17 protein-coding genes are annotated in these 15,149 nt (G+C 43.1%); 14 read left to right on the top strand and 3 right to left on the bottom strand.

From position 1 onward, the window contains the following. Nucleotides 1-21: 21 nt before the first annotated feature. The 5 genes from grpE to dnaJ all read left to right on the top strand — a co-directional run bounded on the left by grpE (nucleotide 22) and on the right by dnaJ (nucleotide 5,045). Nucleotides 22-537 carry a nucleotide exchange factor GrpE gene (gene grpE, locus D8801_RS02825; protein ID WP_125847719.1) on the top strand — a complete coding sequence of 172 codons (516 nt, stop codon included), beginning with the start codon at nucleotides 22-24 and terminating at the stop codon, nucleotides 535-537. An 11-nt stretch (nucleotides 538-548) separates the two neighbouring features. Then, on the top strand, nucleotides 549-776 hold the full coding sequence (locus D8801_RS02820) for a hypothetical protein (protein WP_125847718.1): 228 nt from the start codon (nucleotides 549-551) through the stop codon (nucleotides 774-776). Between the two features lie 238 nt (nucleotides 777-1,014). Beyond that, complete coding sequence (gene dnaK, locus D8801_RS02815; protein ID WP_125847716.1) at nucleotides 1,015-2,838, top strand: molecular chaperone DnaK; 1,824 nt, start codon at nucleotides 1,015-1,017, stop codon at nucleotides 2,836-2,838. A gap of 239 nt (nucleotides 2,839-3,077) precedes the next feature. Beyond that, a complete protein-coding gene (locus D8801_RS02810) occupies nucleotides 3,078-3,710 on the top strand; it encodes a DJ-1/PfpI family protein (protein WP_125847714.1) in 633 nt (210 codons plus the stop codon). Between the two features lie 198 nt (nucleotides 3,711-3,908). Beyond that, complete coding sequence (gene dnaJ, locus D8801_RS02805; protein WP_125847712.1) at nucleotides 3,909-5,045, top strand: molecular chaperone DnaJ; 1,137 nt, start codon at nucleotides 3,909-3,911, stop codon at nucleotides 5,043-5,045. 78 nt (nucleotides 5,046-5,123) lie between these two features. Here dnaJ and D8801_RS02800 read toward each other — a convergent pair whose 3' ends face one another. From D8801_RS02800 to D8801_RS02790, 3 genes are all read right to left on the bottom strand, one after another. Continuing rightward, a complete protein-coding gene (locus D8801_RS02800) occupies nucleotides 5,124-5,783 on the bottom strand; it encodes a hypothetical protein (RefSeq protein WP_125847710.1) in 660 nt (219 codons plus the stop codon). Between the two features lie 63 nt (nucleotides 5,784-5,846). Continuing rightward, nucleotides 5,847-6,125: a hypothetical protein gene (locus D8801_RS02795; RefSeq protein ID WP_125847708.1), complete on the bottom strand. Its 279-nt coding sequence runs from the start codon at nucleotides 6,123-6,125 to the stop codon at nucleotides 5,847-5,849. Nucleotides 6,126-6,134: 9 nt separating this feature from the next. After that, complete coding sequence (locus D8801_RS02790; protein ID WP_125847707.1) at nucleotides 6,135-6,545, bottom strand: HIT family protein; 411 nt, start codon at nucleotides 6,543-6,545, stop codon at nucleotides 6,135-6,137. Between the two features lie 67 nt (nucleotides 6,546-6,612). On the opposite strand from D8801_RS02790, the gene D8801_RS02785 reads away from it, so the two are divergent. The 9 genes from D8801_RS02785 (at nucleotide 6,613) to infB (ending at nucleotide 15,059) form a co-directional block, all read left to right on the top strand. Beyond that, a complete protein-coding gene (locus D8801_RS02785) occupies nucleotides 6,613-7,344 on the top strand; it encodes an ABC transporter ATP-binding protein (protein ID WP_125847705.1) in 732 nt (243 codons plus the stop codon). Continuing rightward, nucleotides 7,341-8,390, top strand: coding sequence for an ABC transporter permease (locus D8801_RS02780; RefSeq protein WP_125847703.1), 1,050 nt, complete (start codon nucleotides 7,341-7,343; stop codon nucleotides 8,388-8,390). Before D8801_RS02785 ends, D8801_RS02780 begins: the two co-directional genes overlap by 4 nt. A gap of 47 nt (nucleotides 8,391-8,437) precedes the next feature. Beyond that, nucleotides 8,438-9,232, top strand: a complete 795-nt coding sequence (gene ccrZ / locus D8801_RS02775; RefSeq protein WP_125847702.1) for a cell cycle regulator CcrZ — start codon at nucleotides 8,438-8,440, stop codon at nucleotides 9,230-9,232. Next, nucleotides 9,229-9,864 carry a tRNA (guanosine(46)-N7)-methyltransferase TrmB gene (gene trmB, locus D8801_RS02770; protein WP_001266088.1) on the top strand — a complete coding sequence of 212 codons (636 nt, stop codon included), beginning with the start codon at nucleotides 9,229-9,231 and terminating at the stop codon, nucleotides 9,862-9,864. The genes ccrZ and trmB overlap by 4 nt, the downstream gene beginning before the upstream one ends. 126 nt (nucleotides 9,865-9,990) lie before the next feature. Continuing rightward, on the top strand, nucleotides 9,991-10,470 hold the full coding sequence (gene rimP / locus D8801_RS02765) for a ribosome maturation factor RimP (RefSeq protein WP_000338695.1): 480 nt from the start codon (nucleotides 9,991-9,993) through the stop codon (nucleotides 10,468-10,470). 42 nt (nucleotides 10,471-10,512) lie between these two features. Continuing rightward, nucleotides 10,513-11,649 carry a transcription termination factor NusA gene (gene nusA / locus D8801_RS02760; protein ID WP_000032280.1) on the top strand — a complete coding sequence of 379 codons (1,137 nt, stop codon included), beginning with the start codon at nucleotides 10,513-10,515 and terminating at the stop codon, nucleotides 11,647-11,649. Nucleotides 11,650-11,670: 21 nt separating this feature from the next. Beyond that, complete coding sequence (gene rnpM / locus D8801_RS02755; RefSeq protein WP_000857568.1) at nucleotides 11,671-11,964, top strand: RNase P modulator RnpM; 294 nt, start codon at nucleotides 11,671-11,673, stop codon at nucleotides 11,962-11,964. Beyond that, a complete protein-coding gene (locus D8801_RS02750) occupies nucleotides 11,957-12,256 on the top strand; it encodes a YlxQ-related RNA-binding protein (RefSeq protein ID WP_125847700.1) in 300 nt (99 codons plus the stop codon). The genes rnpM and D8801_RS02750 overlap by 8 nt, the downstream gene beginning before the upstream one ends. Before the next feature lie 16 nt (nucleotides 12,257-12,272). Continuing rightward, nucleotides 12,273-15,059, top strand: a complete 2,787-nt coding sequence (infB, locus tag D8801_RS02745) for a translation initiation factor IF-2 (RefSeq protein ID WP_125847698.1) — start codon at nucleotides 12,273-12,275, stop codon at nucleotides 15,057-15,059. Nucleotides 15,060-15,149: the final 90 nt, after the last annotated feature.

The following is a 15,149-nucleotide window of genomic DNA, read 5'->3' as shown; positions in this document are numbered from 1 at the left end:
TTCCTAAAAAGGAGGCGAAAAATGTCTGAGGAAACAAAAAACGAAGAAGTAAAAGAAGAGGAAGTTGTTGAAACAACTGAAGAAACAACTCCTGAAAAGTCAGAGCTAGACTTGGCAAATGAACGTGCGGATGAGTTCGAAAACAAATACCTTCGCGCTCATGCAGAAATGCAAAATATCCAGCGCCGTGCCAATGAAGAGCGTCAAAACTTGCAACGCTATCGTAGCCAGGACTTAGCAAAAGCAATCTTACCATCGCTCGACAACCTAGAACGTGCACTCGCAGTTGAAGGTTTGACAGATGATGTCAAAAAGGGATTGGAAATGGTGCAAGAGAGCTTGATTCACGCTTTGAAAGAAGAAGGAATCGAAGAAATCGCAGCTGATGGAGAATTTGACCATAACTACCATATGGCCATCCAAACTCTCCCAGCAGACAATGAACACCCAGCAGACACTATCGCCCAAGTCTTCCAAAAAGGCTACAAACTCCATGACCGCATCCTAAGACCAGCCATGGTGGTGGTGTATAACTAGAGAGGAAAGATATGTTAGATATTTTTGAAAAAAATAAGAAACAAAATGAAGAATATCGTGAAACTGCGCAACGTTATCATCAAGGGAAGAATATATGTGATAAATGTTCAGGAAGTGTGAATGTTTCTGTATTTATGGACGGCTATGCGAATAGTGAAGATGAATGGCTATCTTGTCCTCATTGTGGTTATAATGCTTATATTAGGACAAGAGGGATTGCTAAAGCAGAAAAAGGGTAGCTTCTCTTGTCCGAAACGACAATAAACTATGAAGAAAGTTAAGAGGCAAGCCGGAGGCTTACAAGGAAGATATTTCCCGCCGTGGTGAAAGTTTCAGTAGCTCTTGCTACTGAAGCAGGGGATTTTTGAGACAATAGGCTCAAAAATTAGTGATGAAATCCCGAAGGGAGTTGCTCACGTCCCCACCACTTAAGGGAAATATCAGAAATAGAAAATTAACTAACAAGGAGAAAAAAACATGTCTAAAATTATCGGTATTGACTTAGGAACAACAAACTCAGCAGTTGCAGTTCTTGAAGGAACTGAAAGCAAAATCATCGCAAACCCAGAAGGAAACCGCACAACTCCATCTGTAGTTTCATTCAAAAACGGCGAAATCATTGTTGGTGATGCTGCAAAACGTCAAGCAGTTACAAACCCAGATACAGTTATCTCAATCAAATCTAAGATGGGAACTTCTGAAAAAGTTTCTGCAAACGGTAAAGAATACACTCCACAAGAAATCTCAGCTATGATCCTTCAATACTTGAAAGGTTATGCTGAGGATTACCTTGGTGAAAAAGTAACCAAAGCGGTTATCACAGTTCCTGCTTACTTTAACGACGCTCAACGTCAAGCAACAAAAGACGCTGGTAAAATTGCTGGTCTTGAAGTAGAACGTATCGTCAACGAACCAACTGCAGCAGCACTTGCTTACGGTTTGGACAAGACTGACAAAGAAGAAAAAATCTTGGTATTCGACCTTGGTGGTGGTACATTCGACGTGTCTATCCTTGAACTCGGTGACGGTGTCTTCGATGTATTGGCAACTGCAGGGGACAACAAACTCGGTGGTGACGACTTTGACCAAAAGATTATCGACCACTTGGTAGCAGAATTCAAGAAAGAAAACGGTATCGACTTGTCTACTGACAAGATGGCAATGCAACGTTTGAAGGATGCGGCTGAAAAAGCTAAGAAAGACCTTTCAGGTGTAACTTCAACTCAAATCAGCTTACCATTCATCACTGCAGGTGAGGCTGGACCTCTTCACTTGGAAATGACTCTGACTCGTGCGAAATTTGATGATTTGACTCGTGATCTTGTAGAACGTACAAAAACTCCAGTTCGTCAAGCTCTTTCTGATGCAGGCTTGAGCTTGTCAGAAATCGACGAAGTCATCCTTGTTGGTGGTTCAACTCGTATCCCAGCCGTTGTAGAAGCTGTTAAGGCTGAAACTGGTAAAGAACCAAACAAATCAGTTAACCCTGATGAAGTAGTTGCTATGGGTGCTGCTATCCAAGGTGGTGTTATCACTGGTGATGTCAAAGACGTTGTCCTTCTTGACGTAACTCCATTGTCACTTGGTATCGAAACAATGGGCGGCGTCTTCACAAAACTCATCGACCGCAACACTACTATTCCAACTTCTAAATCACAAGTCTTCTCAACTGCAGCAGATAACCAACCAGCCGTTGATATCCACGTTCTTCAAGGTGAACGCCCAATGGCAGCAGACAACAAGACTCTTGGACGTTTCCAATTGACTGACATTCCAGCTGCACCTCGTGGAATTCCTCAAATCGAAGTAACATTTGATATTGACAAGAACGGTATCGTATCTGTTAAGGCCAAAGATCTTGGAACTCAAAAAGAACAAACAATCGTCATCCAATCAAACTCAGGTTTGACTGACGAAGAAATCGACCGTATGATGAAAGATGCAGAAGCAAACGCTGAAGCAGATAAGAAACGTAAAGAAGAAGTTGACCTTCGTAACGAAGTAGACCAAGCAATCTTTGCTACTGAAAAGACAATCAAGGAAACTGAAGGTAAGGGCTTTGACGCAGAACGTGATGCTGCCCAAGTTGCCCTTGATGACCTTAAGAAAGCGCAAGAAGACAACAACTTGGACGAAATGAAAGCAAAACTTGAAGCATTGAACGAAAAAGCTCAAGGACTTGCTGTGAAACTCTACGAACAAGCCGCAGCAGCCCAACAAGCTCAAGCAGGAGCAGAAGGTGAACAAGCAACAGGAAACGCAGGCGATGACGTCGTAGACGGAGAGTTTACGGAGAAATAAAATAGTCCAGTGGACTATTTTATCCCGAGCTTGAAAATCAGGAGAGTGAGGTAGTTAAGAATGACAAATAGCTAAAGAGTTTGTCATTCGACTGCAATCGCTATGGCGACTTGCCTAAACGCCTTACTAGTTCTAAAACAAAGTATAATTGACTTTATTTTAGAACGTCGTAATGATAAGAAGAAATCCAGAGGTTGCAACCCAGCCTCTGTTTTTCGGTAAAATAGAGGATGTTGCGTATGAAAAAAGTACTTTGTATCATTTATCCTAATTTTTCTCTTTATGAGATAATCACTTTAACGAGTACTTTAGCTCTGTCTTTTGATATCACGATTGATTATGTAGCTTCTGAGCATTCGATGGTGATCTCTGAGGATGGTTTGCCCTGTCAACCGACGAAAACATTGGATCAAATCCGTATAGAAGATTATTCTTGTGTGATTTTGCCAGGAATGGTAAATATAGGTCCTGCTCTACAAGATGAGAAATTGATTTCGTTTTTGAGAAGTCTTGATGAGCAAGATATCCTAATTGCAGCAATTTCTTCAGCGCCTCTTTTATTGGCAAAAGCAGGTTTGTTGAACGACACGAAATTTACAGGTGGAATTTGGCAAAACTTCTTTGACTATTTTGAATTTCTTCCACGTGAGAATTTCCAACCCAAACTGGCTGTGCAAGATAAACAAATCATTACGGCTATCGGTTTTGCACATCAAGAGTTTGCAAGAAAAGTGATTCTCGGTTTAGGATTGGCAGAGAATATGGACAACTATTTTAAAGAACAGAACGAGCATGCTGAAGAGGATTTAATATTTACTCTGTCAGATGAAGAGTTTGATCAAGTGAAGCAGAGTATAGAAAATAGCCTCTAAAGATTTACATGAAAATTATAGAAAGGAACAAGGGTGTTCGAGAAATTGAACTCGAGCTCTGAGCTTTCTTACTAAATATGAAAGAAAGGAATTGAACCCGACCTAAATTCTCGGAAAAAAGATAAATCTGCCTAGGAGCATCGCTCCAGCGTCAGATTTCCTATTTTTCAGTCGAATTTTACGGTCTTGGTATCTTGTATGAACAATACTGAATTTTATGATCGTCTGGGGGTGTCCAAAAACGCTTCGGCAGACGAAATCAAAAAGGCTTATCGTAAGCTTTCAAAAAAATATCACCCAGATATCAACAAGGATCCTGGTGCTGAGGAAAAGTACAAGGAAGTTCAAGAAGCCTATGAGACTTTGAGTGACGACCAAAAACGTGCAGCCTACGACCAATATGGTGCTGCAGGTGCCAACGGTGGCTTTGGTGGTGCTGGTGGTTTCGGTGGCTTTGACGGAGCAAGTGGCTTCGGTGGTTTTGAAGATATCTTCTCAAGTTTCTTCGGTGGAGGCGGAGCTTCGCGCAATCCAAACGCCCCTCGTCAAGGGGATGACCTCCAGTACCGTGTGAATTTGACTTTTGAAGAAGCTATCTTTGGAACGGAAAAAGAAGTGAAATACAACCGTGAAGCAAGCTGTCGTACCTGTAACGGATCTGGTGCTAAGCCAGGAACAAGTCCAGTCACTTGTGGACGCTGTCATGGTGCAGGTGTCATTAACGTTGATACGCAGACTCCTCTTGGTATGATGCGTCGCCAAGTAACCTGTGATGTCTGTCATGGTCGAGGAAAAGAAATTAAAGACCCATGTACTACATGTCATGGAACAGGTCATGAAAAACAAGCCCATAGTGTACATGTAAAAATCCCTGCCGGTGTGGAAACAGGCCAACAAATCCGACTCGCTGGTCAAGGTGAAGCAGGCTTTAATGGTGGACCTTACGGGGACTTGTACGTGGTGGTTTCAGTTGAAGCCAGTGATAAGTTTGAACGTGAAGGAACAACTATTTTCTACAAGCTGAACCTTAATATTGTTCAAGCAGCCCTTGGTGATACTGTGGAAATTCCAACTGTGCATGGTGACGTTGAATTGGTCATTCCAGAGGGAACTCAGACTGGCAAGAAATTCCGTCTACGTGGCAAGGGTGCTCCGAGCCTTCGTGGTGGTGCTGTTGGTGACCAATACGTTACCGTTAATGTTGTAACTCCGACAGGTTTGAATGATCGTCAAAAAGCTGCGCTTAAAGAATTCGCAGCTGCGGGTGATTTGAAAGTCAATCCAAAGAAAAAAGGCTTCTTTGAGCATATAAAAGATGCCTTTGAAGGAGAATAAAGTAAAAAGAGCCGATTGGCTCTTTTTTGCGTTATCTTTGAAAATTTAGCATCGAAAAATCATTTTCCAGTTAGCCTGCTATTTATACTTTTGAGTAAGCAGGCCAGCTGCATCCATCTCCCGGATGAGTTGCTTGATTTCCGCTTCTTTACCAGGCTTAATGGTGACGGTATCAATGTGTTTGATCGCCGAATTATCCTGAATATCCACCAAAGTCAAAGCTTTTTCATAGAATGCAATTCCCTTTTTTAGACTTCCCTGATCATTCCAAAAGAGAATTGAGTAATTGGGATTAAATTTCTTTCCAATTTCTTGGAGATACTTCTCGCTTTCCTTCTCTAAAAATTGGAATAAGCCATGGTTGAACAAGTTGTCTCCAACTTTATAGTATGAAATCTCTCCTGTCTGGAGGACATAGACTTCGAGTCGGTTTTTGGTGAGTTTTGGACTTTCTTTTAGGACGGGGTGGCTATTGATGACCTCATCTGAGAAAGTAACATAAAAATGTAAGCCTCCACCCTCGAATTGATACCTTCCATTTGATTCTACTTTCTTAGGAGGCATATCAAGAGAGATAAAGATTTGTTTTAAGGATTCATTCCCTTTTTGGATGTCACTCGGTGAGGCCTTGAAAAGATTCATCAGTAGTAGAAATGCCAAGGCTGCAAGCAGGCAGAGGCAACCACAAGGGATCGCGATGACCTTCGCTAGAACTTTTAAAAACTGTTTCACTTTCATTCCCTCCCTTTTCTGTTCGAATCTAGTGATCCAAAATGGATTTAAGGAAAGTTGGAGGATTTATTATTCTTGTTTTTCTTCTTGGAGGATCGCCATTCTGGTTTGGAAATCTTTTTCCAAGACTTTGAATTTATAGGTTAAATCTTTTTGGTATTCCTTGATAAGTGCTTTTTGTTGGTTGATGATTTGGAGGCTATTTTGGATGATATCCAAATCATCCTTGATAGCTTCGACGCGGTCAGTTGTATCTAGCACTTCATCCTGAATGGCTTGGCGATTTTTTACGACAAAATAACTTCCAGCTGCAGCTCCTGCGAATAGCAGTAGATTTGATAGTTTCATGGCATCTCCCTAAGCATTTCTAATAGTTTCAGCGACTTGGGCAAGTTTGTCAAAGTCAGGTTCGTGGGCGATAAAGTCAATCTTTAGGTCATCTTCTGCACCGTAGCGAGGAACAAGGTGCACATGGGTATGAAAGACCGTTTGACCGGCAACTTCCTCGCAATTGGCAATGATATTCATGCCGACAGCCTTGGTAGCCTTCATAACTTTTTGAGCCACTGTTGACACTTGTGCAAAGAGTTGGCTGGCGCTCGCAGCATTCATCTCCAAGAGATTGCGGTAGTGCTCTTTTGGCACGACTAAGGTGTGTCCAGGCGTTACTTGAGAGATATCAAGAAAGGCAAGAACCTGCTCATCTTCGTATACTTTTGAAGCAGGAATATCCCCTGCGATGATCTTACAAAAAATGCAATCTGACATAAAATCCACCTCTACTGTATTGAATTTTGATATAATATAGCTACATTATACCAGATTCGGAGAAAATATGTTAGAAATTAAAAACCTGACAGGAGGCTATGTTCACGTTCCTGTCTTGAAAGATGTGTCCTTTACAGTTGAAAGTGGGCAGTTGGTCGGTTTGATTGGTCTCAACGGTGCTGGGAAATCAACGACTATCAATGAGATTATCGGTCTTTTGACGCCTTACAGTGGGGAAATCAAGATTAATGGTTTGACCCTGCGAGAAGATGCGACTAGCTACCGCAAGCAGATTGGCTATATCCCAGAAACGCCTAGCTTGTATGAAGAACTGACCCTCAGAGAGCATATCGAGACGGTTGCCATGGCCTATGGTATTGAGCAAAAAGTGGCTTTTGATCGTGTGGAACCTTTGTTAAAAATGTTCCGCCTGGACCAAAAATTGGACTGGTTTCCAGTGCATTTCTCCAAAGGGATGAAGCAGAAGGTCATGATTATCTGTGCTTTTGTGGTGGATCCGAGTCTTTTCATCGTTGATGAGCCTTTCCTTGGCCTCGATCCGCTGGCTATTTCTGACTTGATTCAGCTTTTGGAAGTGGAAAAGCAAAAAGGCAAGTCCATCCTCATGAGTACTCATGTTTTGGACTCGGCGGAGAGGATGTGCGATGCCTTTGTCATCCTCCATAAGGGGGAAGTGAGGGCTCAGGGGAACCTTCAGCAACTCCGCGAGGCCTTTGATATGCCTGATGCTAGTTTGAATGATATTTACTTGGCTCTGACCAAAGAGGAGGAGCTATGAAAGACTTGTTTTTAAAGAGAAAGCAGGCTTTTCGTAAGGAATGTGTCGGTTATCTCCGTTATGTTCTCAATGACCACTTTGTCTTGTTCCTGCTGGTTCTCATCGGTTTTATAGCCTACCAGTACAGTCAACTCTTGCAAGATTTTCCTGAAAATCATTGGCCCATTCTCTTGTTTTTAGTAATAGTATCTATCTTGCTTTTGGCTTGGGGAGGAATCGCGACCTACATGGAAGTACCTGACAAGCTCTTTCTCTTAGTCAGTGAAGAGGAGGTCAAGTCCCACCTCAAAGGGCAGACGTCACGTTCATTGGTTTTCTGGACAATTGTGCAAACCCTCTTTTTACTCTTATTTGCGCCCTTGTTTTTAGCCATGGGTTATGGCTTGCCAGTCTTTCTCATCTATGTGCTTTTATTGGGAACTGGGAAATACCTGATTTTTCGTCAAAAAGTTAGTAAATTTTTTACTGGGAACGGAATTGACTGGGACTATGTCATTGCCCAAGAAAGCAAGCGCAAGCAAGTCTTGCTTCGTTTCTTTGCTCTCTTTACTCAGGTCAAGGGCGTTTCAAATAGTGTCAAACGTCGCGCTTATCTGGATTTCATCCTTAAAGCAGTTCAGAAAGCGCCTGGAAAGATTTGGCAAAACCTCTATCTCCGCTCTTACCTGCGAAATGGAGACCTCTTTGCCCTCAGTCTACGTCTGCTCTTGCTTTCTTTGTTAGCGCAGGTCTTTATCGAGCAAGCTTGGATTGCGACGGCAGTAGTGGTTCTATTTAACTACCTATTGCTCTTCCAGTTGCTAGCCCTTTATCACGCCTTTGATTACCAATACTTGACCCAGCTCTTTCCATTAGAAAAAGGGGAGAAAGAGAAGGGATTGAAACAGATTGTAGTTGGTGTGGGAAGTGCAGTTCTTTTGTTAGAATTGCTGGTTGGAGCAGTGGTTTTTCAAGAAAAAATAGCCTTGTTGGCTCTTGTAGGAGCTAGTCTCTTCCTACAATTGTTTTATTTACCTTACCAACTGAAAAGATTGGTTGACGAATAGACCAAAAACTAGTAGAATAGTAAGGAAACTTTATACGGAGGAAAGAAATGGACTTGGGTGATAATGAGCTAACGCTGACTCCGATACCTGGGAAGAGTGGCAAGGCTTATATGGGAAGCTACCCTGATGGGAAGCGCGTCTTTGTAAAAATGAACACCTCTCCAATCCTACCTGGGCTAGCCAGAGAACAAATCGCTCCTCAATTACTATGGACTCGTCGTTTAGCGGACGGTCGTGATATGTGTGCCCAAGAATGGTTGACGGGCAAAATCTTGACCCCGCACGACATGAATCGCAAGCAGATCATCAATATCTTGACGCGTCTCCACCGCTCACGTCCCTTGATGAAGCAGTTGAGCCGTTTGGGATATAGCATGGAGACGCCAGTAGACTTGTTGCAGTCTTGGAGGCAAGAAGCACCTGAAGTCTTGAAACGACATCAGTACTTAAATTCGGTGATTGATGATTTGCGCAGGACAGTTCCAGGCTTTAGGGAAGATCATGCAACGATTGTGCATGGTGATCTTCGCCATAGTAATTGGATTGAGACAGAGAGTGGGCTTGTTTATCTAGTGGATTGGGATTCGGTTCGCCTGACGGATCGTATGTTTGATGTGGCGCATATGTTGTGTCATTATATTCCAGATCATCAGTGGCGTCAATGGTTGAGAGACTACGGCTATAAGTACAATCAGACAGTGTTAGATAAATTGTATTGGTATGGTCAGTATTCTTACTTGAACCAGATTGCCAAATACTTTGTAAATCAAGATTTAGATAATGTAAACCGGGAGATTTATGCCTTGCGTGTCTTCCGTGACAAGTATGGAAAGAAGAGATGAGAGTTAGAAATCGTAAAGGGGCGACAGAGTTACTAGAGGCCAATCCTCAGTATGTGGTCCTCAATCCCTTGGAAGCAAAAGGGAAATGGCGAGACTTGTTTGGAAATGATCATCCTATTCATGTTGAAGTTGGAAGTGGGAAAGGGGCCTTCGTATCAGGAATGGCCAAGCAAAATCCTGACATCAACTACATTGGGATTGATATCCAAAAGTCGGTCTTGAGTTATGCCTTGGACAAGGTACTTGAAGTTGGAGTGCCCAACATCAAATTGCTGTGGGTAGATGGTTCAGATCTGACTGACTATTTCGAAGACGGTGAAATTGATCGTCTCTACCTAAACTTTTCAGATCCTTGGCCTAAAAAACGCCATGAAAAACGTCGTTTGACCTACAAGAGTTTCTTGGATACCTTCAAGCGCATCTTGCCTGAGAATGGGGAAATCCATTTCAAGACAGATAATCGTGGCTTGTTTGAGTACAGCCTAGTGAGCTTTTCTCAGTATGGCATGAAGCTCAATGGTGTTTGGCTAGACTTACATGCCAGTGATTTTGAAGGCAATGTCATGACGGAATATGAGCAAAAATTCTCCAGCAAAGGTCAAGTGATCTACCGAGTTGAGGCAGAATTTTAAGAAATAGCTTGAAAACCAGCCGTTTGAGTGCTTATGCTTTACATAAATGGACAAACGTGCTATACTGATAGTAAGAATATGAGAAAGAGAGGCGGGGAAATATCTTCGCCTCTTGCTTATGAGGAGGTGGACGCAATCGCAACAATCGTAGAATTAGTCAGAGAAGTTGTAGAACCTGTCATTCAAGCGCCTTTCGAACTCGTGGATATCGAGTATGGAAAGATTGGCAGTGACATGATTCTCAGTATTTTTGTAGATAAACCTGAAGGAATTACCTTGAACGACACGGCAGACTTGACAGAAATCATCAGTCCTGTCCTAGACACTATCAAGCCCGATCCCTTCCCAGAACAATATTTCCTAGAAATCACCAGTCCAGGCTTGGAACGTCCTTTGAAAACCAAGGATGCTGTCGCTGGAGCAGTTGGGAAATACATCCATGTCGGGCTCTACCAAGCCATTGATAAGCAAAAAGTCTTTGAAGGAACTTTGGTATCCTTTGAAGAAGACGAGTTGACCATGGAATATATGGACAAGACACGTAAGAAAACCGTCCAAATTCCATACAGTTTAGTATCAAAAGCACGTTTAGCAGTAAAACTATAGAAAAGAAAGGATAGCTTTTGAGGATTCAAAAGTAAAAAGAACATGAGTAAAGAAATGCTAGAGGCCTTCCGCATTTTGGAAGAAGACAAGGGAATCAAAAAAGAAGATATCATCGACGCAGTAGTAGAGTCGCTTCGTTCCGCTTATCGCAGACGCTATGGTCAATCAGACAGCGTAGCTATTGACTTCAACGAAAAAACAGGTGACTTTACTGTCTATACTGTTCGTGAAGTGGTTGATGAAGTATTTGATAGCCGTTTGGAAATTAGCTTGAAAGATGCCCTTGCCATTAATTCAGCCTATGAGCTTGGTGACAAAATCAAGTTTGAAGAAGCACCAGCTGAGTTTGGTCGTGTAGCTGCCCAATCTGCCAAACAAACCATCATGGAAAAAATGCGCAAGCAAACACGTGCCATCACTTACAATACTTATAAAGAACATGAACAAGAAATCATGTCTGGTACAGTAGAACGATTTGATAACCGCTTTATCTATGTCAACCTTGGCAGCATCGAAGCCCAATTATCAAAACAAGACCAAATCCCTGGAGAGGTGTTTGCTTCCCATGACCGTATCGAAGTCTACGTTTACAAGGTTGAAGACAACCCTCGTGGTGTCAACGTATTTGTTAGCCGTAGCCATCCAGAAATGATCAAACGCTTGATGGAGCAAGAAATTCCAGAAGTGTACGATGGAACTGTTGAAATCATGAGCGTAGCCCGTGAAGCTGGTGATCGTACGAAAGTTGCCGTTCGTAGCCACAATCCTAACGTGGATGCTATCGGGACAATCGTTGGACGTGGTGGTGCTAATATCAAGAAAATCACCAGCAAATTCCACCCTGCTCGTTACGATGCCAAGAGTGATCGTATGATTCCTGTCGAAGAAAACATCGACGTTATCGAGTGGGTAGCAGATCCAGCTGAATTTATCTACAATGCTATCGCACCTGCAGAGGTTGACCAAGTTATCTTTGATGAAAACGACAGCAAGCGTGCCTTGGTCGTTGTACCTGATAACAAGCTTTCTCTTGCCATTGGTCGTCGTGGACAAAACGTTCGCTTGGCAGCTCACTTGACAGGTTACCGTATCGATATTAAGTCTGCTAGTGAGTTTGAAGCCATGGAAGAAGCAGGTCAAGTTGATTACGCAGTTGCGGATGAATTGATCGAAGAATAAAAGCTGCTAGAGGAGGGAAAGATGAAAACAAGAAAAATCCCTTTGCGCAAGTCTGTTGTGTCTAACGAAGTGATTGACAAGCGTGATTTACTCCGTATTGTCAAGAACAAAGAAGGACAGGTATTTATCGATCCGACAGGCAAGGCCAATGGTCGTGGCGCTTATATCAAGCTAGACAATACAGAAGCCCTAGAGGCAAAAAAGAAGAAAGTCTTTAACCGCAGCTTTAACATGGAAGTTGAAGAAAGCTTTTATGACGAGTTGATCGCTTATGTGGATCACAAAGTAAAAAGAAGAGAGTTAGGACTTGAATAAGCAAAAAGTAAGCAATCTCTTGGGACTGGCTCAACGAGCAGGCAAGATTATATCGGGTGAGGAATTGGTAGTCAAGGCTATTCAAGACCAGAAAGCCAAGCTAGTCTTTCTAGCCCATGATGCTGGCCCTAATCTAACCAAGAAGATTCAAGATAAAAGTCATTATTATCAAGTAGAAACTGTAACCGTGTTTTCAACACTGGAATTAAGCATAGCAGTCGGAAAATCAAGAAAGGTTTTGGCTGTGACTGATGCTGGATTTACAAAGAAAATGAGGTCTCTTATGGAATAGAAGAGGAGGACATGATTTGTCTAAGAAAAGATTGTACGAAATCGCAAAAGAACTTGGAAAAGAAAGTAAAGAAGTTGTAGCGCGTGCAAAAGAGTTGGGCTTGGATGTAAAAAGCCACTCATCGAGCGTGGAAACCGCTGCTGCTGAGCAAATCGCTGCCAGCTTTAAGTCTGCATCCGCTCCTAAAACAGAAGCAAAACCTGCAGCACCAAAAGTAAGTGTAGAAAAGAAAGCAGAAAAGCCTGTTTCAGCTAAACCAGTTGTCGCTAAGGAAGAAAGCAAACCAGCTACACCTGTAGCTCCTAAGGAAGAAAAAGTAGTGGCCGCAAGACCACAGAGTCGAAACTTCAAGGCGGAGCGTGAGGCGCGTGCCAAAGAGCAGGCAGAGCGACGCAAACAAAACAAGGGCAACAACCGTGACCAACAACAAAACGGCAGCCGTCAGAAAAATGACAGCCGTAATGGTGGCAAACCTGGTCAAGGAAACCGCGACAATCGCCGTTTCAACGACCAAGGGAAAAAACCACAAGGTCAAGGGAATCGTGGCAATGATCGCCGTCAGCAACAAGACTTCCAGCCAAAACAAGCTGGACCACGTGTTGACTTTAAAGCCCGTGCAGCAGCCCTAAAAGCAGAGCAAAATGCAGAGTACGCACGCTCAAGCGAGGAGCGCTTCAAACAATCGCAAGCAGCCAAAGAAGCCTTGGCTCAAGCTAACAAACGCAAGGAGCCAGAGGAAATCTTTGAAGAAGCTGCTAAGCTAGCTGAACAAACGCAGCCAGCAGTAACAGTAGCTCCTGTAGCGAAAGAAGCGCCAGTGGATACACGTCGTAAAAAACAAGCTCGACCAGACAAAGAACGTGACGATTATGATCACGAAGAAGATGGTCCTAGAAAACAACAAAAGAATCGAAGTAGTCAGAATCAAGTGAGAAATCAAAGAAATAGTAACTGGAATAACAACAAAAAGAATAAAAAAGGCAACAAGCAAAATAATCGCAATCAGGCACCAAAACCTGTTACAGAACGTAAGTTCCATGAATTGCCAACAGAATTTGAGTATACAGATGGTATGACTGTTGCGGAAATCGCAAAACGTATCAAACGTGAACCAGCAGAAATCGTTAAGAAACTCTTTATGATGGGTGTGATGGCCACACAAAACCAATCCTTGGATGGAGAAACCATCGAACTCCTCATGGTGGATTATGGTATCGAAGCCAAACAAAAGGTTGAAGTGGACAATGCGGACATCGAACGTTTCTTCGTCGAAGATGGCTATCTCAATGAAGATGAATTGGTTGAGCGTCCACCAGTTGTAACCATCATGGGACACGTTGACCATGGTAAGACAACACTTTTGGATACCCTTCGTAACTCTCGTGTTGCGACAGGTGAAGCAGGTGGTATCACTCAGCATATCGGTGCCTACCAAATCGTGGAAAATGGCAAGAAGATTACCTTCCTTGATACACCAGGGCACGCGGCCTTTACCTCTATGCGTGCGCGTGGTGCTTCTGTTACCGATATTACCATCTTGGTCGTTGCGGCAGATGACGGGGTTATGCCTCAGACTATCGAAGCCATCAACCACTCAAAAGCGGCCAACGTTCCAATTATCGTAGCTATCAACAAGATTGATAAACCAGGTGCCAATCCAGAACGCGTTATCGGTGAATTGGCAGAGCATGGGGTTATGTCAACAGCTTGGGGTGGAGATTCTGAGTTTGTCGAAATCTCAGCTAAGTTCAATCAAAATATCGATGAACTCTTGGAAACGGTCCTACTTGTGGCTGAAATCCAAGAACTCAAGGCAGACCCAACAGTTCGTGCGATCGGTACGGTTATCGAAGCTCGCTTGGATAAAGGAAAAGGTGCGGTCGCAACCCTTCTTGTTCAACAAGGTACCTTGAATGTCCAAGACCCAATCGTTGTCGGAAATACCTTCGGTCGTGTCCGTGCCATGACCAATGACCTTGGTCGTCGTGTCAAGGTTGCAGGCCCATCAACGCCGGTTTCTATCACAGGTTTGAACGAAGCGCCAATGGCGGGTGACCACTTTGCTGTTTACGAAGATGAAAAATCTGCGCGTGCAGCAGGTGAAGAGCGTGCAAAACGTGCCCTCATGAAACAACGTCAAGCTACCCAACGTGTCAGCCTTGAAAACCTCTTTGATACGCTTAAAGCTGGTGAGCTTAAGTCTGTTAACGTCATCATCAAGGCCGACGTACAAGGTTCAGTTGAAGCCCTTTCTGCCTCCCTTCAAAAGATCGATGTAGAAGGTGTCAAAGTTACCATTGTCCACTCAGCAGTCGGTGCTATCAATGAATCTGACGTGACTCTTGCCGAAGCTTCAAATGCCTTCATCGTTGGTTTCAACGTACGCCCTACACCACAAGCGCGTCAACAAGCAGAAGCAGACGATGTGGAAATCCGTCTCCACAGCATTATCTACAAGGTTATCGAAGAGATGGAAGAAGCCATGAAAGGGATGTTGGATCCTGAATTCGAAGAAAAAGTTATTGGTGAAGCGGTTATTCGTGAAACCTTCAAGGTATCTAAAGTGGGAACCATCGGTGGATTCATGGTTATGAGTGGTAAAGTTACTCGTGATTCTAAAGTCCGTGTCATCCGTGACGGTGTCGTTATCTATGACGGTGAACTCGCAAGCTTGAAACACTACAAAGACGACGTCAAAGAAGTTACTAACGGTCGTGAAGGTGGATTGATGATCGACGGCTACAATGATATCAAGATGGATGATGTCATTGAAGCATACGTCATGGAAGAAATCAAGAGATAATAGAGAAACAATAGCTCATTTGACTCGTTGTCAACAGCGCATTGATGAACTTCAGTTCTATCAAAGGCTTGTTTCCTAGATTCAAATGGC

The organism is Streptococcus oralis (assembly GCF_003943415.1).
GTDB classification, from domain to species: domain Bacteria; phylum Bacillota; class Bacilli; order Lactobacillales; family Streptococcaceae; genus Streptococcus; species Streptococcus oralis_BJ.
This window is presented reverse-complemented; position numbering and strand designations above follow the sequence as displayed.